Here is an 18,269-nt window from a genome sequence, read left to right on the forward strand (position 1 = left end):
GTGGCGACGATGGACGGCGGCTCGGGGTCGAACGTCGCCGACACGGAGTCCGAGAGCCAGTTCGACCTCCAGCAGATGCTGGAGTCGCTCGAACGCGGCTACTACACGATGGACATGCCGTACGAGCGGTATCTGTTCGTCATGCTCCTGCCCGCGCTACTGTTCGGGCAGGCGACGTTCATCGCCGTCCTCGCGTTCGAACCCCCCCTCGCCGTCAGCGCGCCGTTCGTCCTGCTGTCGTTTTTCGTGCCGGGCGTCGCACTCGTCTACCCGCAACTCGTCCACGACAGAAAGCGCAAGGAGACCAGAGAGAAGTTCTACCTCTTTATCACCCACATCACGGTGCTGTCGACGACGAACATCGACCGCGTCGAGATCTTCCGGACGCTCGCCCGCGAGAACGAGTACGGCCCGATCGCCGAGGAGATGGGTCGCATCGTCGCACTCGTCGACACGTGGAATCAGAGCCTCGACGACGCCTGTCGGATGCGCGCGAAGTTCGTCGCGAGTCCGCTGATGGAGGACTTCCTCGAACGGATGGCGTACTCCGTCGGGGCGGGCCAGCACATCAGCGAGTTCCTCCTCAACGAGCAGGACTCCATCATCCAGAGCTTCACCACCCGGTACGGGAGCCAACTCGACCGACTCGGGCTGGTCAAGGACGTCTACATGTCGGTCAACCTCTCGGTGACGTTCGGACTGGTGTTCGCCATCGTCATCCCGTTTCTCATCGGTATCGACCCGACGATGGCGCTCGTCGCCGTCATCCTCGGGTCGGTGTTCGTCCAGGTGATGTTCCTCTACGCGATGAACAGCATCGCGCCGAAGGACCCCGTCTGGTTCCACAGCGAGATGTCCCTCGACAGGAACGTCCGCACCCGGACGAGCCTCGTCGTCGGCGCGGGGTTGTCGCTGGCGCTGACCGCCGCCTGCTACGCGGCGCTACAGGGGATGCTGCCGTTCGACCCTGACGAGCTTCCGCTGCCGTTCTACGTGGCGATTCCGTTCACGCCGCTGCTGCTCCCCGGGGTCGTGATGCAGCGCGAGGAGAAGCGCGTGAAGAACCGCGACGAGGGGTTCCCCTCGTTCATCCGCGCGCTCGGGGCCGTCGAGAGCGTCAAGCAGAGTTCCACCTCGTCGGTTCTGGCGAGCCTCAAAAAGAAGGACTTCGGCGCGCTCACCGAGAACATTTCGAACCTCTACCGCCGACTGAACATGCGCATCGACTCCGAACTGTCGTGGAATCACTTCGCCGCCGAGACGGGGTCGTATCTCATCCAGAAGTTCAGCGACATGTACGTCAAGGGGCGACGGATGGGCGGCGAACCCCGCCAACTGGGGACGCTCATCAGCCGAAACATGACCGCCGTGTTGAACCTCCGTCGCAAGCGCGCACAGGAGGTCGGGACGGTGCTCGGCGTGCTGTACGGCGTCGTCCTCTCCAGCACGTTCGCCTACTATGTCGCGCTGGAGGTGGTGCGGGTGCTGAAGGAGATCTCGACGGAGATGGACATCGACTCCAACATCGTCGGCTCGCTTCTGAACCCCTCCGTCTACAACATGCCCGAAATCGAGTTTCTGCTCCTCGTCGCCATCGTCGTCAACGCGTTCTTCGCGTCGATGATGATCCGAGTCATCGGCCGCGGTCACTCGATGAACGCGCTGCCGCACTTCACGCTGCTCGTCTGGTCGAGCACCGTCGTCGCCGTCGTGACGAGCGAGGTCGTCAGCACGCTCGTCGCCTTCTGACCGGTGTATTCTATATCTACATTCGTTGCATCAAGAATGTAATCGAACCTACGAAACGTATTTAACGGGTCACTCCAATCATCGCGGAAGGAGACACACATGCCAGGAGACCGTTCGGCCGACAGCAGGCAGACGAAACCGTATCTCGGCACCATCCCGCGCGACGCCGCCGAGAACGTCACCGCGATGGAGTGGGCGCGGTATCTCGGGCGCGAGTTCGGCCCGACCGGGGCGATAAACGCGCTGGCGTACTACCGCGACATCGACTGGATAAGCGAGCGGGCGCGGCGGCTGATGATTCGACACGTCCGCGGCCTCTCGCTCGAAGAACTCGACCGCGTCAACGACGAGTCGATCGCGCTCGACGAGTCGCTCGACTCGCTGGTCGAGTCGCCGTTCGAGCGACACGCCAAGTCGCTGGAGTACATCGCGAAGATAACGGGGACGGACGTCGAGAACGACCTGTTGCCGCTTCGCCACCCCGACGAACACACGGTCCGATAACCGGCGCGCGGCGTCGGCCTTCGGTCGCCTCGGACTTCGACGCGGACCAGTTCTCGCAGTCGCCGACACCCGGACGCCGGAGCGTCCGCTCTCGGGGTCGATACGCTTCTCCGCGGTTCGAATTCGCTCCGCGCGCTCAGAGTCCGTACCGGTAGACGACGCTCAGGAACGCGCCGCAGGCGATGGCGAGACTAACGAACAGCGCGGCGAAAAGCGGGTGTTTCGCGGCGTCGAGAATCGTCCCGTCGTCTTTCATCTCGGCGCTGATTATCATCGCGCGGACGACGGCGAACACGACGGCGGCGAACACGACGAGGCCGAGCGCGGCGACGCCGACGATGACGTCGTCGCGGTTGAACTCGAACAGCATGCCCATCGCGCCCAACAGCACGCCAGCGAACAGTCCGCTCCCCGTTATCGCGGCCGCCTTCTGGTTCGCGCTGAGACCGTCCGAGACGCTGAGGGCTTTCGTTCGGAAGGTGGTAGTATCTTTCGTCGACATTATTCTGTGGCTGATTGTATGCTGAGAGTAGTGGATGATAACTGCTCTGGTTGTCGTATGTCACGCACACTCGTCTCGGCCAGCGGGTCGAACTACCGGCGAGGTAGCGGGGCGAACAGCACGCCGGTCAGCCGACGGAGCGTGTACGCGAGCGCCACCAGCGTCGGTGCACAGAGCGCGACGTAGCCGACGACCCACCTGCCGACGCGGAGTCCGTCGACGAGCGCCACGAACGGAGGCGCGACCGAGTCGGTCGAGAGCGTCCACGTCGTCCCCGAGACGACCATCCAGACGAAGACGATGGCCGGGAGACTCCACAGGAAGTGCCACATCGCCGGGGAGACGCGGAACCGCCTCCGGTGTCGGTCGGCCGCCGACAGTTCGCCGAGGTGGTAGACCAAGAGGAGGTAGCAGGTGGGGACGGTTATCGTCGCGATGGCCGCGGAGAGAAACGTCATGTGTTCGGAGACTCGGACGTTCACGAAGGGAAACAGCGCCGCCGCCGGCACCAGACCGACGAGCGAGAAGGAGGCGACGGTGACGAGGGCACCGGCGGATCCCGAGTTCCGAATCCACAACTCGCCGTGTGTCGCGAGGTAGTCGCGTCGCCACTGATAGAGACGGAAGGCCAGAAACCGGGCGGCGAGGAACGTCGCCAGCACCACGAGGGGGTCGGCCACGGCGCTCGTCACCGTCCAGAGGAGGGGGACGCCGTACGCGAGCGCCCCGACGAGGGCCATCTCGACGACGAGCGTCACCATCAGAAAGCCGGTGACGGCCCAGAGCCACGGAGAGGCGACCCAGGCGAGCGCCGGACGGGCCGGTCGTCGCGGTCCGGCGTGACCGTTCGCTCCCCTCGAAGACGCCGCCTGCGTCCGCTCGTCTCGGAACTCCACGTCAGAGACTGACCTCGGCAATGACGGTGAGAACGACGAGGACGAGGCCGAACAACAGAAGCGGTGCCACGTTGAGCGGTACCTCGGCCCGGTCGGTCCGTCTTCCCCCTTTTCCCACCCACGACGAGAGTACTCTCGCCGCTAATTTCACGTTCATCGGCAGTATCGAACCGCGTCAGGCTATTAAACGCTTCTTTAGCTGTTGGGTTTATATCAGATATAAACACACTAACGAACACTTATGAGAGGGTCGGACGTACGACCCGACGACTCGAACGATGAATCTCCTGACCGGTCTGTTCGTCGGCCTCGGCCTCGTGACCGTCGGCGTCTCCTTTCTTCGACTGGTTCGGACGAACAGAACCGACGCGACGTACCTCCGCGTCATCGAGGGCTGTTTCTCCGCCGTCCTCGTCGTCTCGGGGTTCGGCCTGATGTTCGTCGCGCTGTTGAACTGAGCGCGGTTCGACAGAGCCATCTGCGAGACGCGCGATACGAACGCGTATGCCAGGGAGGAAGACCGCTGCGTCGGACCGCGAGGACCGGTACGGGTTCGACGAGGGCGGTGGGTCACTCGCAGAGCGACTCGGCGCGTTCGTCCCGCAGTCGCTCGTGCGCCGCGGGCTGTCGATTCGCGTGACCACCGGTCGGCGTCGGTACGAACGGGGCGACCCGGTCGAACTGACGATCGCGATACGGAACCGACTGCCGATTCCGGTGACCGTGGCGACGCCGCGGCGACGGCTCTGGGGGTGGACCGTCGACGGACTGTTGGAGGGCAGCGACGAACCGCGGTATCTCAGCGACAACCCCGGGTCGCTCGCGTTCGGCCCCAAGGAGACGAAGGTGATAGAACAGACGTGGAGCGGCCGGCTCAAACGTGTCGGCGACCGGACGACGTGGGAACTGCCCGAGCGCGGCGTCCACGAAGTCGGCGCGTTCGTCGCGACCGGCGCGAACCAACCGACTGACTCCGTCGAGATAACTATCGAGTGACGGCGGACCGTCCGCCGAAAACTGTCGAGCGGATCCGCGCTCAGTCGGCGTTGGCGGTGTTCTCGATACCGTCTCGGTGGAGGTGACACGCCGCGTAGTGTTCGCCCGTGCTGTACTCGGCCGGGACGGTGTAGGCTGGCTGTTCCTGCGCGCAGATGCTCGGTTCGGCGAACGACTCGCGGAGCACGTCTTCGGCCTGCTCCCACTCGTCGCTGAGCAGATAGTCGATGGCCGTCTCGACGAGCTCACCCGCTCTGCCGCCGGGCACTCCCTGCTCGAAGAACTCGGTTCGCAACTGGTTCTCTCCCTGTACCTCGAACGTCCGTCGGGTGACCGCCCGCATGAAGCGACGGACGTCGGCCCACTCGCGTTCCGTGAAGTCGTACTCCTCGGGCGCGATGAGCGTCGGACAGCGCGTCCGGAACCGACAGCCAGATGGCGGTTCGATGGGCGATGGAACGTCGCCCTCCAGCAGGCCGCGACGACCTTCCGCCCGCGGGTCCGGAACCGGAATCGAGCCGAGAAGCGCCTGGGTGTAGGGATGCTGAGGGTTCTCGTACAATTCCTCGGTTTCTGCGAGTTCGACCATTTGGCCGAGATACATCACGGCGACGCGGTCGGAGATGTGCCGAATGACGGAGAGGTCGTGTGCGATGAACAGGTAGGTGAGACCGAACTCGTCCTGCAGTTCCTGCATCGTGTTCAGCACCTGCGCCTGAATCGACACGTCGAGCGCCGACACCGGTTCGTCGCAGACGATGAAGTCGGGGTTGACCGCCAGCGCACGCGCGAGGTTCACCCGCTGGCGCTGACCGCCGGAGAACTGGTGGGGGTAGCGATTGTAGTGCTGCGGGTCGAGGCCGACTTTTTCGAGGAGTTCGCGGGCGCGCTCCTCGCGCTCTCCCTCGTAGAGGTCGTGCGCGCGCATCGGCTCCTCGACGATAGTCCCGACCTTCATCCGGGGGTCGAGGCTGGACTGCGGGTCCTGGAAGATCATCTGCATGTCCTGGCGCTGTTGGCGCAGCTGCTCGCCAGAGAGGTCGGCGATGTTGCGTCCGTTGAAGTAGACGGCGCCGTCGGTCGGTTCGACGAGCTTCAACACCGTGCGCGCGAGCGTCGACTTCCCGCAGCCGGACTCGCCGACGAGACCGAGCGTCTCGCCGCGTTCGATCTCGAAGGAGACGTCGTCGACGGCTCTCACTTTCGGTTTCGGGAAGAAGCTGTCGAGCAGCCCCGACCCCTGCGAGTAGTGTTTCGTCAGTCCTTCGACGCGTAGAATCGTCTCGCTGTCCTCTTGTTCTTCCGTTTCGGTCGTCGTGCTACTCATCTGTCTCACCTCGCGTCTCGACGAGATCGCCGCCGAACGCGGCTGTCTCCTCCGTCTCCAGCGGTTCCGAGTCCTCGTAGCCGACGTCCTCGTACTTCACGCAGGAGACGCGGTGCGGGTAGCCCTCCGGACCGCTCACGTCCTGATAGACGGGTCGTGTTCGGCGACACACCTCGTGGGCGTCCGGACAGCGGGTGTGGAACCGACAGCCCGGCGGTGGGTTGATGGCTTCCGGCATCACGCCTTTGATGGGGTTGAGTTCGTCGACCGTCTCGTCGGGGCGCGGCATCGAGTCGAGCAGCGCCTCCGTGTAGGGGTGTTTCGTCTCGTAGAACAGGTCGTCGGCCTCCGCCTGCTCGATGATCTCGCCGAGATACATCACGTTGACGCGGTCGCAGATTTCGGCGACGACGCCCATGTCGTGGGTCACCCAGAGGAAACTCGTCCCGTACTTCTCCTGGAGTTCGTCGACGAGGTCCAGAATCTGGCCCTCGACGGTGACGTCGAGCGCCGTCGTCGGCTCGTCGGCGATGATGAGACTCGGCTCGCAGGAGAGCGCCATCGCGATGAGCACGCGCTGGCGCATCCCGCCGGAGAACTGGTGGGGGTAGCTGTCGTATCGCTCCTCGGGTTCGGGGATGCCGACCTCGCGGAGCATGTCGACGGCGATCTCCTTGGCCTCGCTGCCGGAGACGTCGCGGTTTATCTCGATGAACTCCCGCAGTTGCCCGCCGACGGTGAAGACGGGGTTGAGCGCCTCCATCGGGTCCTGGAAGATGATGGCGATCTCGTTGCCGCGGATCTCGTCGCGCATCTGCGTGTTCGACAGCATCTCGTCGGAGGGGCGGCGCTCGCCGTTCGGCCCCTCCTCGAAGTCGAGGATGACCTTGTCGCGGTACTTGACGGTGCCGCCGACGACCTCGCCGGGTTCCTCGACGAGTCGCATGATGGAACTGGTCGCGACGGATTTGCCCGCCCCGGATTCGCCGACGAGGCCGACGAGTTCTCCTTCTTCCACCGTGAAGCTGATGCCGTCCACCGCGCGGACGACCCCCTCCTCGGTGAAGAACTGTGTCTGCAGGTTTTCGACGGTGAGTAGTGGTTCTGCCATCAGTTGTTGATCCGTGGGTCGAGTGCGTCTCTCAGGCCGTCACCGACGAGGTTGAAGCCGACCACCGTGATGAGGATGGCGATGCCGGGCCAGATACTGAACCACGGGTCCGGCAGCATGTACTGTCGAGAGGACGAGAGCATCTGTCCCCACGACGGCGTCGGGGGCTGTGCGCCGTAGCCGAGAAACGAGAGGCCGGCGATGATGAGGATGTTGATGCCGACCTGCAGCGTCGTCTGGACGAGCACCGGCGCGAAACTGTTCGGGACGATGTGTCTGAGGATGATGTTCCTGTCGCGTACCCCGGCGGCTCTCGCCGCCTCGATGTAATCCTCCTCGCGGACGCTCAGCACCCGCGAGCGTATGAGGCGCGCGAACGTCGGAATCGTCGCGATACCGACGCCGACCATCGCGAACGTGAGGTTGCGCCCGAAGGCGGCCATGAACGCGATGACGAGCACGAGAAACGGGATGGCGAACAGCGTCTCGGCGGCGCGCATCAGCGCGTCGTCGATCCAGCCGCCGTAGTAGCCGGCGACCGCGCCGACGAGCGTCCCCAGCACTAGTGCGATGCCGGTCGAGACGACGCCGACCGTGATGGCGATGCGCGTGCCGTAGAACAGGCGAACGGCGATGTCGCGGCCGCGGTCGTCGGTGCCGAGTGGATGTTCGAGCGTGCCGGCTGTCGTCGGGTAGATCTCGTTCGTCAGCCCGTACGGCGGAAGCAGAATCTCCGCGGCCGCCGGGTCGCTCTCGGGGTGATACCAGAACGTGCTGGCGAACCAGTAGTCGAGGAAGACGCTGTCGACGTACGCGAACAGCGCGATGGCGGATACGACCGCGACGATGACCAGTCCGGTCAGCGCGGTCGGGTCGCGTTTGATCTGCGAGACGGTGTACCAGATACCGACGCGCGCCTCGAACTCGTCTTCCTGCGGGCCGTCTGTCATCCCGTCGTTCGGGCCGTCGGGGTCCTGTGGGGTAGATGTGTCGGATGCCATAGTTAGTCACCTCCGTCGAAGGAGACTCTCGGGTCGACGTACGCGTACGAGAGGTCCGTGATGATGACGCCGACGACGAAGACGACGCCGAACATCAGCGTCGTCCCCATCACCAAGAGGAAGTCCTGGTTCTGAATCGCCGTGATGACGAGCCGACCCATCCCGTTGATGGAGAAGACGGTCTCGGTCAGCACGGCGCCGCCCAGCGCCGTCGTCAGCTGGAGACCGACGATGGTGATGAGCGGGAGCTGTGCGTTGCGGAAGGCGTGCTTGCGGAGGATCTTCCCTTCGCTGACGCCGTAGGCGCGCGCGAGTTTGACGTACTCCTCGCCGAGCACCTCCAGCATCGAGGAGCGCTCGATGCGGGTGAACGCCGCCATCTGGAGCGTGCCGAGCGTGATGGTCGGCAACACCAGATGTCTGATGGAGGTGACGATGACGTCGATCTGATTCGACGCGCCGCCGATCGCCGACGGCGGCGCCCACGGCATCACCAGCCCCGTCGCCGGGAACCAGCTGACGTTGTACGCGAAGACGATGATGAGCATCAGGCCGATCCAGAACGAGGGCGTGCTGACGCCCAAAAGCGCGACGACGCGCGAGATGTGGTCCGCCGGCTTGTTGCGTCGCTTCGCGGAGATGATGCCGAGCGGCACCGCGGTGACGAGCGCGAACGTGAAACTCGACGTCATGAGCAACATCGTCACGGGAAGGCGCTCCATGATCTTCTGGGTCACCGGCACCCCGTAGTAGAGGCTCTCGCCGAGGTCGAGCTGGATTACGTCGAAGAGGTAGTTGAAGTACCGAACGTACAGCGGTTGGTCGAGACCGAACTTCGCCCGGATGGCTTCGGCCTGCTGTGCACTCGGCGAGGGGCCGAGCATGATGCTCACCGGATCGCCCGGAATCGCATCCGTCAGAAGGAACGTGATGGTCACGACTCCGACCAGGACGGGTATCGCCTGGAGGAGTCGACCGATCGTGTATCGAAGTCTACTCATTACTGTCTGTCATCCCTGATTGCAGCCTGCGGCAGTACGGTTGTGAATGGTTTCCACGGATCGAGTACTTAAATACTGAACGGAGGAGACTCGGGCTGTAGCGAGTCTACTCGTCTATCGAGACGTTGTTGTGGTTCGACGAGAGGTGGAAGCTGTCCACCGGGTGCTCCGCGAAGTCGTTGACGTACTCCTTCACGCCGAAGCTGTTCTTGAGGTTGTACGCCGGGAGGTGCGCGCGGTCTTCGAGCACCGTCGTGATGCCCTCGGTGTACAGCTGTTTGCGCTGCTCCTGGTCGTTGGTTTCGCGGGCCTCGACGAACTTCTCGGTCGCCTCTTTGGCGCGCTCGCTGGAGTCGTGGTAGAACGTCCCGTCGGTGACGCCGAGGGTGTCCTCGGTCGCGCCGAACATGTAGTAGGTGAACGCGTCGGGGTCGGGCGAGCCGGACCAGCCGAGCGTGTAGATGTTGTAGTCGTCCTCACTACCGGAGACGTACTGCTCGAGGAACGCGCCCCAGTCGAGCCGCTGGACTTCGGCGTCGAAGCCGGCTTCCTGCAGCCCGTTCGACACCGTGACGCCGATCTGTTCGCGCTTGTCGTCCGGCGGGACGATGATGCGCCACGAGTAGTCCTGGCTGACGCCGGCCTCGTCGAACAGCTGTTGGGCCTGCTCGATGTCCTTGCTGTGGGGAATCTGCTCCCACGGACCGGTGTCGAAGCCCCAGTCGTCGACGATTGACTGCGGCAGCGGGCTGTACTGGCGGACGCCGGACGGCTCGACGTAGTTCGAGACCGCCTGGTCCATGTCGAAGCAGTAGTCGACCGCTTCTCTGACCTTGGGGTCCGTCGTCGGACCTTCCGCGCAGTTGAACGCCATGTAGAAGTAGCCGATACCGGGCACTTCCTGGATTCCGGCGTCCTGAATCTGTTCGACCGAGGAGTAGAGCTTCGGCGGAATCTCCTCGATGATGTCGTTCTCGCCGTTTCGCAGCGTCGTCACGCGGGTCGTCGACTCCTCGACGGGGACGAACTCGACCGATTCGAGGTTCGGCATCGGGTCGCCCCAGTAATCGTCGTACCGGGTGATACGGGCGAAGTTGCCCTCCTGCCACTCGTCGAACTCGAACGGACCGGAGCCGACGGGCTTGCTGTCGTTGAACGCGTCGGGGTCCTCCTCGCGGACGGATTTCGGGACGATGCTCCACGCGAGCGTCGTCTCCCCGAACGCGCCGTACGGGTACGAGAGGTTGAACACGACCGTCTTCTCGTCCGGTGTGTCGATGGTGTCGACCATGTTCAGCTCGGAGGCATTGTCGGTCTCCTCGTCGACCGGTGCCTCGAAGGAGTACTTCACGTCCTCGGAGGTGACGTCGTCGCCGTTCTGGAACGTCGCATCCTCGGCGATCTGAACGGTGTACACCGTCCCCTCGTCGTTGACCTCCGGCTCGCCGTCTGCGAGTGCGGGGACGAGTCCGGTCGACTCGTCGTACTCGTAGAGGCCCTCGAAGATGTTCTGGGAAACCTGTGCGGACGGCACGTCGTTGAGGACGATGGGGTCGAACTCGAGGGGGCTCTTGACGAGCGCCATCTTGAGCTGACCGCCCTGGGAGGCCTGTCCATCCCCGGAGCCGTCGTCGCTCTGGTTGCCGTCGCCGCTTCCGTCGCCGGAGCCGTTTCCGGAGTCGTTGCCGGTGTCGTCGCCGCCACCGCCACCGCCGGAACAGCCAGCTACGCTCGCGATACCTGCGACGCCGAGGCCTTGCAGCATCCGACGTCGGTCGATCAGTTGGGAGTTGTTATCTTTCGTCATGCGCTGTCACATCACTCGCGAAGGATACCCTTTCGTCTTATCCGATTATATAAATACCTAACGCTCTGGTGTCGTATCTCTCAACAGAATATAGCAATAAGGCACAGTTTTGGACACTTGGTCGTTAGTAGGGACCATCAGTACCCGTTCATATTCTAAATGGTTCTACAGTTTGTCTATTTTTGACTCTTAGTCCACCGTTGTCTCGAATTACTGCTGTTGTAACGGTTGATTGAACCGCCATCGGTCGGTGTTTCGAACGAACGACGGCACGAATCACCATACGCCAAAGAAAATTCAACCAGAGTTTTCCGTGCACCTTCCCTCCCCGCCGAGCGGTGGAGACCGATACCGGCCGAGAGTGCCGCGTCCGAACCGCCCGAGAAACGCGACCCGGACGCCGAGCGCGGTCGATACGTGTGACCGCACGGCGAGTAGACAGAACAAAGGACGCCGCCCCCGCTACCCCGGATATGCGCCAGTTCATCGTCATCGGACACGACGCGCCGACGACGCCCGACTTCTCGCTCGACGACATCGCCGGCGGCGCGGGCCGACTCGACGTGCTCTGTCGGTGCGTCAACGCCGCGTTCTTCCTCTCGCACGCGATTCGCGAGGACGTGCGCACCCACCTCGTTCTCGGCGACGAGTACACCCTGCGGTTCGAGGGGTCGGCGTTACGACGGCTGAACCCCGACGAGCGGAGCACCGCGGCGTTGATTCGGAAGGCGCTCGCCGCGCGCGACGAGGCTATCGGTCACATGCCCGCCGAGAGCAGCCCCGGCGTCTCGCTCTACCGGATGGGGTTCGAGGCGACGCTCGACGCCGTCGCCGCCGAATCGACGGTCGTGCAACTCCACGAGGATGGCGACCCCGTCGTCGACGTCGACCCGCCGGAGAACCCCGCGTTCGTCCTTTCGGACCACCACGACTTCACCGACGAGGAGGCGTCGTCGCTCGCGACGGCCGCCGACGAGCGCGTGCGCCTCGGCCCCGAAATCCTCCACGCGGACCACGCCATCACCGTCGCGCACAACTATCTCGACACCGAGGGGTACACTCGCTACGACGACGCTGGCTGAGACGCACTTTAGGCTGGTGCCGGCTGCGGCGTAGTCTGCGACCGGTGCGTAGCTTTACTGCCGGCTCGGCGCTGCCCGAAGAGGTGTGGTGTCGACACGCTGTCGAACCCCAATTTTTATCTTACCGTCACACCCCCCTGTCAGTATTGATCACGAAACGGTCCGTTCGGTTCGCCTTTCTGCTCGTCGCGGCGCTATGCGCCCTCTCGGTGAGCATGAGCTATCTCGGGGCGGTGACTGCCGATCAAGGTTCGATCAGCGCGCAAGCGGAGCTCCCCGCCGAGGAGCGCGAAGCGATCGTCGGCGAACAGAACAACACGACCGTCTTCTCGACCGCACCGCGCGGGACGACGAGCGGCGCGCTCGTCGCGTACGACACCGACGGACGGACGCAGTACTACAACGATAGCCTCACGCACTACTTCGACATCGATCCGGTGCCCGGGACGACGGACAGCGTCGAGTACGTCGCCGGAAAGGATCTCTCGCAGACCGAGTGCCCGGCGATCGCTCCGGAGGGGTGTTCCCGAATCGTCGTCGAGCGCGTGAACCTCTCGACCGGCGAGGTCGACCGGGAGCTCACGCGGTACTCCCGTAAAGCGGTGTGGCACGACGTCGACCGCCTGAACGAGACGCACCTGCTCGTCGCCGACATCGGCCGCGACCGAGTGTTCGTCATCGACACCGAGACGGGAATCGTCGAGTGGGAGTGGGACGCGCAGGCGGATATCCCGCTCTCGGAGGGCGGGGCGTTCCCCTCCGACTGGACGCACCTCAACGACGTCGAGTACGTCGGCGACGGTCGGGTGATGGCGAGCCTCCGCAATCAGGACCAGGTGGTTTTCATCGACATGGAGGAGGGGTACATGGAGGACTGGACGCTCGGGGAGGACAACGACTACGACACCCTCTACGAGCAGCACAACCCCGACTACATCCCCGAGGAGCGCGGCGGTCCCGCCGTGCTCGTCGCCGACTCCGAGAACAACCGCGTCGTCGAGTATCAGCGCGAGGACGGCGAGTGGGTGCAGACGTGGGAGTGGCAGGACAGCCGGGTGCAGTGGCCGCGCGACGCCGACCGCCTCCCGAACGGCAACACGCTCATCACCGACTCCGACGGCGGCCGGGTCGTCGAGGTGAACCAACAGGGCGAGATCGTCTGGTCGACCGAGGCCGACACGCCGTACGAAGCCGAGCGCCTCGAGACTGGCGACGAGTCCAGCGGCGGCGAGAGCGCCGAACGGCTCGGACTCGACTCGCGCACCACCGACGACGTGCAAGACGAGGCGAGTAACAACGAGCGCGCCGAACTGCTCGTCAAGGGACTGTACCCGAAAATTCTGCTCAACGGCCTGCTGTTCATGTTCCCACCGTGGGTCGGCCCGCTCGAACTGACCGGGATGTTGGTGTTCGTCCTGACGCTTCTGGTGTGGGCGCTCGCCGAGTTCCGCTGGTCCCGCTGGGACGTCTCCGTCTCGATACGACGGCCCGAATGACCGACCGACTCACTCGACGCGGCGACGACTGCTCCGCCGGCAACGGCCGCTTCGCCGTTCCTCTCCGCGGCGTCGGCGTCGACGACGAGACGCGTTGCGCGCACTACGCCACCGAACGCGACGTCATCGCCATCACGTTCCCGTGCTGTGACGCGTACTACCCCTGTTTCGAGTGTCACGAGGCGCTCGCCGACCACGAACCCGAACGCTGGCCCGCCGACCGGTTCGACGAACCCGCGGTGCTGTGCGGCGTCTGCGGCGAGCGACTCTCCGTCGAGTCGTACCTCGACGCGGCCCACGTCTGTCCATCCTGCGGTGCGGCGTTCAACCCCGGCTGTGCCTCGCATGCGCACCTGTACTTCGACACGGAGTGACGCGGTTTCCCGTCTTTCGCAACCCTTAAACATCGGCCCGGGCAACTCAGTCGTGCGGGCCGGTGGGGTAGCTTGGTATCCTTCGGCCTTCGGGTGGCCGTAACCGCAGTTCGAATCTGCGCCGGCCCACTTCTCCCGCATTTCTCCGACGAGCACCGCATAGCGTGTGCGAGTCACCGAAGAAATGCGGGTGCATGGCGTCGCGGAGATTCGAGGTAGACCGAGGTCTGCGCGAAGCGCAGGTTCTCGGGCGTAGTTCGAATCTGCGTCGTCGTCGTGAACAAAGTGAGCGACGGCTTACGACGAGCGGAGTGAAGTCGCAGCGGCCCACCTCTCCGCATTCACGTCGGCGAGTTGTCGCATTGCGTGCGAATCAGACTCACACGATTCGGTCACGGGTGACTCTCGGCAAGTGGACGAATCGCAGTACTGCGGGGGGAACGGGACAATCGTTCGTCGTTTGCGTCGGCTGACGAGTGGACTCACCGGACGAAATTCGGCAGTAGCTTAATATCTTTTTGCGAGGTATCCTATAGTATGGCCAAAAGCTGCGGGACGAAGGAATCGGTGTTGGTTCCGACCGGTCTCGGTCCGTCGCGCACGTATCCGACCATACGGTCGCTGGCGCGGCGCGGTATCAACACCATCGTCGCGTCGGAGCACGATAAGCCACCGGTGTTCGCCTCCAAACTCTGTGGGGAGCGTCTCCGCCTCCCGGCCCCCGATACGGATCTAGTCGGCTACAAGAACGCCCTCCTCGGCATCGCGGCACGTCCCGACGTCCGAACCGTCGTCCCCGCACGAGAGGAAGACGCCTACGTGCTCTCGAAGTACAGAGACGAGTTCGAGGCGGTCACCGACCTCGTCGTTCCCCCCTTCGAGGTCCTCAAGCGCTCGCAGGACCGACTGCGACTAGCGACCGCCGCCGAAGAGGCGGGCGCTCCGGTTCCGAAAACCCGACTCCTCAGCGAGGTGGACGACTGGGAGCCCGAACTCATCATCAAATCGCGTTACAACCTCCTCGCCGACGGCTACGTCGACACCCACTCGCCGAAAGAGTCGTCGAAAGTGAAGAACGTCATGCATCTCTCTCCGGGCGAGATGCCCGACTTCGACGCGATTCGCGAGAAGATGAAACACGACCCCATCGTCCAGGAGTACGTGACGAGCTCCGACGAGTACATGTTCGCCGCGCTGTACGACCACGGCGAACCGCTGGCGACGTTCCAACACCGCCAGGTTCGCGGCGACTCGTACATCGGTGGTGGGGGTGTCTACCGCAAATCCGTCTACATCGAGGAACTAGAGGAGGTGGCCCGAAAGCTACTCGGCCACCTCGACTGGCACGGCCTCGCCTGCGTGGAGTACATGCGCGACGCGGAGACCGGCGAGTTCAAACTCACCGAAATCAACCCCCGGATGTGGCAGTCGCTGCCGGCGACGGTCCACGCTGGCGCGGACTTCCCGTACCACTACTGGCAGGCGGCGACCGGCGAGGCCCACCGCATCGACTCGAGCTACGACATCGACAGCGGAAGTCACTCGCTCCGCGGCGAACTCGGCTACGTGTTGAGCCTCTTCCGCGACGACTCGCCGCACGTCGAACGGCCGACGCTCGGGGCGACGGTTCGAGAGTTGGTCTCATCGCTCCGCGAGGACCCGCACTTCGACTACACGCACGCAGACGACCTCGGCCCGTTCTTCAGCGGCGTCGACTGGATGGTCCGAAATCGCCTGTAGGGTCGGACCGACCGCCGCACACGTTACGGCCGTCTGACGTTACCGGACGCCACCCGAAGCCTTAATCGTGGCTCGTGGGACAGCTATCGCCAACCCGATGGATACGAAACGTACGAGCGCCGCCCTCGTTCTCGCGGGCGTCGTACTCTTCGTGGCGACAATCGCCGTCAGCGCCGCTACCGCGCCGACGATCGGTGCGACACAGAGCCACGACAACAGCGCGAACGGGACGACACAGACACTAGTCGGTTCCCAGGGCGGCGGGACGGGCCTGCACGACTACGGCAGCGTCTATCTGCTCGAAGACGAGGAGGTCGCGTGGGAACTCGCCGACGCCGACAGCTACTTCGACGTGACGATGCTCGACAACGGCAGCGTCATGGCGGGTTTCATGGACAGCGGCTACGACGACTGCGGGCCCTACGAGTCGCCGTGTACCCACACCGGGTTCCGCATCATCGAACCCGGCGACGACCCCGAGATCGTCAGCGAGTTCAGTTTCCCCGTGCGAACGCGCTCGAACAGCGAAGTCCACGACGTCGAGAAGCTCCCCTCCGGCGAGTTCCTCGTCAGCGACATGGAGAACGAACGCATCATGACCGTCAAGGGCGGCGAGGTCACCTGGCAGTGGAACGCCAGCAGTTACTACACCGACGGTCCCGACGACCCGACGCGCGAGGACTGGCTGCACATCAACGACGTCGACCACCTCGGTAACGACCGCTATCTCGTCTCGGTCCGCAACGCGAACCAACTGCTCGTCGTCGAGCGCGGCGAGGGCGTCGTCGAGGTCGTCAACGAGGACCCGAACCCCGACGACGGCCGCGTCGGCGACCCCTCGGTGCTGAACCGCCAGCACAACCCGCAGTGGCTGAACGAGGACACGATACTCGTCGCCGACTCAGAGAACGGTCGCATCGTCGAACTTCACCGCGGCGACGACGGCGACTGGGACGTCGCGTGGGAACTCACGAGCGCCGAAGGCGTCGACTTCGCGTGGCCGCGCGACGCCGACCGACTCGAAAACGGCAACACGCTCATCACCGACTCCTCGAACCAGCGTATCGTCGAAGTCAACGAGTCCGGTGCGGTCGTCTGGAGCGTCCAGACGGAGTACGTCCCCTACGAGGCCGAACGCCTCCCCGAGGGCGAGACGGTCGGCGGACAGCCCTACGGCGTTTCGGCGAGCGAACCCGCCGCGAGCGGCGCTTCGGGCGGCGTCCCGGGCATCTCGTTCCTCCTGCAGGTGTTGCGGACGAGCATGCCGCTGCCGTTCTGGGTCGGCGAAATCCACGTCATCGTCACGCTCGTCTCGCTGGGTCTCGTCTTCACCGGCCTCGGAACGGCCGCGCACGCGGCGCTGGCGGCGCGGCGCGGGAGCTAATCGGTCACTCCATCTAACTCCCGTCTTTCGACGCACGACGGCGCGACGATGATATCCGTCGACGAGCTATCGAACGTATGGTTCGGCGACGACTCGTTGCGCTCTTGGAACTCGCATTCTCCGCTCTCCTGCTGCTGTTCGAGCGATGGTTCCGTGAGGAAGCGACGAGGCGGGGAAATCCCGTTCCGTCGCCGCCGGCGATCGTCTCCAGTACGCTGTTTGACCTCCTCCCGCGCCTGAAGACGCGGGAATCCCACCACGGGATTCGGGCGGCCGATGCCCTTCGGTCCCAACCCGCACTCGGAGGGAACCGGCGACACACCGGGGGAACTCTCGTTTAACTCCCTCGTAGGGCTGTGGTCCGGCCAATGAGGCCCCATCGGATTCCGTGTCATCGCCGTGGGAACCACCGTCGGTTCCCCACCCCTTGTGGTTCGGGGACGGCATCTCACCGAATCCGTAGTATCCTTGAGAACACGGGACACGGGTGAAGGGATTCCGGTGGGGAAACGAGGCCAAATGTCGCTTGACCCCCGCCTGAAGACGGGGGTATGCGCTCGAATCTCTATCATCTCGGCTACCGGCTCTGGCACGGCCTGCTCCGGCCGCTTCCCGGCACCGACGACTGATCGAGTCGGTGTCCGGCGCTCGGAGTCGACCTCCGACCGGACGATTTTTCGCCTCACCGCCGGACGACGGGATATGGACGACGACGCCGAGCACGACGCTCGCGACGCCGACACGCTCGACTGGGAGACGACGGATTCGCGAATCGACTACACCTGTCCCGGGTTCGACGTCCGCATGGACGACGTCCGTCTCCCCGACGGGACGGAGACGGGCTTTCACTACGTCGAGGAACCGCCCGCCGTCGTGATTCTGCCCTTCACCCCCGACGGCGACGTGGTCGTCATCGAGGAGTGGCGACAGGCGGTCGGCCACGTCAACCTCGGATTACCGGTCGGCGGCACCGAACCGGAGGACGACGACTTCGTCGCTGCTGCACGGCGCGAACTCGCCGAGGAGACGGGGCACGAGGCCGACTCGATGGAGCCGTTCTACGTCGCCGAACCCGCGAACGGCATCGCCAACTCGGTCCACCACTACTTCGTCGCCCGCGGGTGTGAGCCGACCGCCGACCAGGAACTGGACTTCAACGAGAGTATCCGCCCGACGACGATGGGATACGACGACCTACTCGCGGCCGTCGTCGACAACGAGATTCGAGACGGGAGAACGTCGCTCGGCGTGTTGCGGTACGAACTCGCGCGGCCGTAGTCGGGACGTCCGCGGTCGGTC

At 64.4% G+C, this 18,269-nt stretch carries 19 protein-coding genes and 1 tRNA gene; 12 read left to right on the forward strand and 8 right to left on the reverse strand.

The features are described from left to right. Positions 1-9 precede the first annotated feature (9 nt). A complete protein-coding gene (gene flaJ / locus LAQ74_RS00795) occupies positions 10-1,749 on the forward strand; it encodes an archaellar assembly protein FlaJ (protein WP_224333881.1) in 1,740 nt (579 codons plus the stop codon). A 99-nt stretch (positions 1,750-1,848) separates the two neighbouring features. Beyond that, positions 1,849-2,253 (forward strand): FlaD/FlaE family flagellar protein, encoded by a 405-nt coding sequence (locus LAQ74_RS00800; protein ID WP_224333882.1) that lies wholly within the window; start codon positions 1,849-1,851, stop codon positions 2,251-2,253. A gap of 136 nt (positions 2,254-2,389) precedes the next feature. On the opposite strand, the gene LAQ74_RS00805 is transcribed toward LAQ74_RS00800, so the two are convergent. From LAQ74_RS00805 to LAQ74_RS00815, 3 genes are all read right to left on the reverse strand, one after another. Next, positions 2,390-2,755, reverse strand: a complete 366-nt coding sequence (locus LAQ74_RS00805; protein WP_224333883.1) for a hypothetical protein — start codon at positions 2,753-2,755, stop codon at positions 2,390-2,392. A 92-nt stretch (positions 2,756-2,847) separates the two neighbouring features. Continuing rightward, positions 2,848-3,651 carry a hypothetical protein gene (locus LAQ74_RS00810; protein WP_224333884.1) on the reverse strand — a complete coding sequence of 268 codons (804 nt, stop codon included), beginning with the start codon at positions 3,649-3,651 and terminating at the stop codon, positions 2,848-2,850. Between the two features lies 1 nt (position 3,652). Further along, a complete protein-coding gene (locus LAQ74_RS00815) occupies positions 3,653-3,808 on the reverse strand; it encodes a hypothetical protein (protein WP_224333885.1) in 156 nt (51 codons plus the stop codon). Positions 3,809-3,929: 121 nt separating this feature from the next. On the opposite strand from LAQ74_RS00815, the gene LAQ74_RS00820 reads away from it, so the two are divergent. Continuing rightward, on the forward strand, positions 3,930-4,109 hold the full coding sequence (locus LAQ74_RS00820; protein WP_224333886.1) for a hypothetical protein: 180 nt from the start codon (positions 3,930-3,932) through the stop codon (positions 4,107-4,109). A gap of 46 nt (positions 4,110-4,155) precedes the next feature. After that, complete coding sequence (locus LAQ74_RS00825; protein ID WP_224333887.1) at positions 4,156-4,647, forward strand: DUF7974 family protein; 492 nt, start codon at positions 4,156-4,158, stop codon at positions 4,645-4,647. Positions 4,648-4,687: 40 nt separating this feature from the next. Here LAQ74_RS00825 and LAQ74_RS00830 read toward each other — a convergent pair whose 3' ends face one another. The 5 genes from LAQ74_RS00830 to LAQ74_RS00850 form a co-directional block, all read right to left on the reverse strand. Then, positions 4,688-5,974 (reverse strand): ABC transporter ATP-binding protein, encoded by a 1,287-nt coding sequence (locus LAQ74_RS00830; RefSeq protein WP_317987376.1) that lies wholly within the window; start codon positions 5,972-5,974, stop codon positions 4,688-4,690. Next, a complete protein-coding gene (locus LAQ74_RS00835) occupies positions 5,967-7,085 on the reverse strand; it encodes an ABC transporter ATP-binding protein (protein ID WP_224333888.1) in 1,119 nt (372 codons plus the stop codon). Before LAQ74_RS00835 ends, LAQ74_RS00830 begins: the two co-directional genes overlap by 8 nt. Beyond that, positions 7,085-8,086 (reverse strand): ABC transporter permease, encoded by a 1,002-nt coding sequence (locus LAQ74_RS00840; RefSeq protein ID WP_425498501.1) that lies wholly within the window; start codon positions 8,084-8,086, stop codon positions 7,085-7,087. The genes LAQ74_RS00835 and LAQ74_RS00840 overlap by 1 nt, the downstream gene beginning before the upstream one ends. A 2-nt stretch (positions 8,087-8,088) precedes the next feature. Further along, positions 8,089-9,087 (reverse strand): ABC transporter permease, encoded by a 999-nt coding sequence (locus tag LAQ74_RS00845; RefSeq protein ID WP_224333889.1) that lies wholly within the window; start codon positions 9,085-9,087, stop codon positions 8,089-8,091. Between the two features lie 106 nt (positions 9,088-9,193). Next, a complete protein-coding gene (locus tag LAQ74_RS00850; RefSeq protein ID WP_224333890.1) occupies positions 9,194-10,894 on the reverse strand; it encodes an ABC transporter substrate-binding protein in 1,701 nt (566 codons plus the stop codon). A gap of 473 nt (positions 10,895-11,367) precedes the next feature. On the opposite strand from LAQ74_RS00850, the gene trmY reads away from it, so the two are divergent. The 8 genes from trmY to LAQ74_RS00890 all read left to right on the forward strand — a co-directional run bounded on the left by trmY (position 11,368) and on the right by LAQ74_RS00890 (position 18,248). Continuing rightward, positions 11,368-11,976: a tRNA (pseudouridine(54)-N(1))-methyltransferase TrmY gene (gene trmY, locus LAQ74_RS00855; protein WP_224333891.1), complete on the forward strand. Its 609-nt coding sequence runs from the start codon at positions 11,368-11,370 to the stop codon at positions 11,974-11,976. A 146-nt stretch (positions 11,977-12,122) separates the two neighbouring features. Beyond that, positions 12,123-13,472, forward strand: a complete 1,350-nt coding sequence (locus LAQ74_RS00860) for an arylsulfotransferase family protein (protein ID WP_224333892.1) — start codon at positions 12,123-12,125, stop codon at positions 13,470-13,472. Then, the gene (locus tag LAQ74_RS00865; RefSeq protein WP_224333893.1) at positions 13,469-13,846 is read left to right on the forward strand and encodes a CHY zinc finger protein; all 378 of its coding nucleotides are present in this window, start codon (positions 13,469-13,471) and stop codon (positions 13,844-13,846) included. The genes LAQ74_RS00860 and LAQ74_RS00865 overlap by 4 nt, the downstream gene beginning before the upstream one ends. A 56-nt stretch (positions 13,847-13,902) precedes the next feature. Continuing rightward, positions 13,903-13,975 (forward strand) — tRNA-Pro (locus tag LAQ74_RS00870). 408 nt (positions 13,976-14,383) lie between these two features. Next, the gene (locus tag LAQ74_RS00875; RefSeq protein WP_224333894.1) at positions 14,384-15,586 is read left to right on the forward strand and encodes a carboxylate--amine ligase; all 1,203 of its coding nucleotides are present in this window, start codon (positions 14,384-14,386) and stop codon (positions 15,584-15,586) included. Between the two features lie 97 nt (positions 15,587-15,683). After that, entirely contained in the window at positions 15,684-16,970 is a 1,287-nt protein-coding gene (locus LAQ74_RS00880; protein ID WP_224333895.1) for an arylsulfotransferase family protein, read from the forward strand. A 77-nt stretch (positions 16,971-17,047) separates the two neighbouring features. Continuing rightward, positions 17,048-17,311 (forward strand): hypothetical protein, encoded by a 264-nt coding sequence (locus LAQ74_RS00885; protein ID WP_224333896.1) that lies wholly within the window; start codon positions 17,048-17,050, stop codon positions 17,309-17,311. Between the two features lie 361 nt (positions 17,312-17,672). Beyond that, positions 17,673-18,248 carry an NUDIX hydrolase gene (locus tag LAQ74_RS00890; protein ID WP_224333897.1) on the forward strand — a complete coding sequence of 192 codons (576 nt, stop codon included), beginning with the start codon at positions 17,673-17,675 and terminating at the stop codon, positions 18,246-18,248. The last annotated feature ends 21 nt before the right edge of the window (positions 18,249-18,269 follow it).

This window comes from Haloprofundus halobius (assembly GCF_020097835.1).
Classification (GTDB): Archaea; Halobacteriota; Halobacteria; order Halobacteriales; family Haloferacaceae; genus Haloprofundus; species Haloprofundus halobius.

Bases quoted from the DNA above. Each gene is read 5' to 3' on its own strand.
- flaJ (WP_224333881.1), top strand. From the start codon at position 10: ATGGACGGCGGCTCGGGGTCGAACGTCGCCGACACGGAGTCCGAGAGC.
- LAQ74_RS00800 (WP_224333882.1), top strand. From the start codon at position 1,849: ATGCCAGGAGACCGTTCGGCCGACAGCAGGCAGACGAAACCGTATCTC.
- LAQ74_RS00805 (WP_224333883.1), bottom strand. From the start codon at position 2,755: ATGTCGACGAAAGATACTACCACCTTCCGAACGAAAGCCCTCAGCGTC.
- LAQ74_RS00815 (WP_224333885.1), bottom strand. From the start codon at position 3,808: ATGAACGTGAAATTAGCGGCGAGAGTACTCTCGTCGTGGGTGGGAAAA.
- LAQ74_RS00820 (WP_224333886.1), top strand. From the start codon at position 3,930: ATGAATCTCCTGACCGGTCTGTTCGTCGGCCTCGGCCTCGTGACCGTC.
- LAQ74_RS00825 (WP_224333887.1), top strand. From the start codon at position 4,156: ATGCCAGGGAGGAAGACCGCTGCGTCGGACCGCGAGGACCGGTACGGG.
- LAQ74_RS00830 (WP_317987376.1), bottom strand. From the start codon at position 5,974: ATGAGTAGCACGACGACCGAAACGGAAGAACAAGAGGACAGCGAGACG.
- LAQ74_RS00835 (WP_224333888.1), bottom strand. From the start codon at position 7,085: ATGGCAGAACCACTACTCACCGTCGAAAACCTGCAGACACAGTTCTTC.
- LAQ74_RS00840 (WP_425498501.1), bottom strand. From the start codon at position 8,086: ATGGCATCCGACACATCTACCCCACAGGACCCCGACGGCCCGAACGAC.
- LAQ74_RS00845 (WP_224333889.1), bottom strand. From the start codon at position 9,087: ATGAGTAGACTTCGATACACGATCGGTCGACTCCTCCAGGCGATACCC.
- LAQ74_RS00850 (WP_224333890.1), bottom strand. From the start codon at position 10,894: ATGACGAAAGATAACAACTCCCAACTGATCGACCGACGTCGGATGCTG.
- trmY (WP_224333891.1), top strand. From the start codon at position 11,368: ATGCGCCAGTTCATCGTCATCGGACACGACGCGCCGACGACGCCCGAC.
- LAQ74_RS00865 (WP_224333893.1), top strand. From the start codon at position 13,469: ATGACCGACCGACTCACTCGACGCGGCGACGACTGCTCCGCCGGCAAC.
- LAQ74_RS00875 (WP_224333894.1), top strand. From the start codon at position 14,384: ATGGCCAAAAGCTGCGGGACGAAGGAATCGGTGTTGGTTCCGACCGGT.
- LAQ74_RS00880 (WP_224333895.1), top strand. From the start codon at position 15,684: ATGGATACGAAACGTACGAGCGCCGCCCTCGTTCTCGCGGGCGTCGTA.
- LAQ74_RS00885 (WP_224333896.1), top strand. From the start codon at position 17,048: ATGGTTCGGCGACGACTCGTTGCGCTCTTGGAACTCGCATTCTCCGCT.
- LAQ74_RS00890 (WP_224333897.1), top strand. From the start codon at position 17,673: ATGGACGACGACGCCGAGCACGACGCTCGCGACGCCGACACGCTCGAC.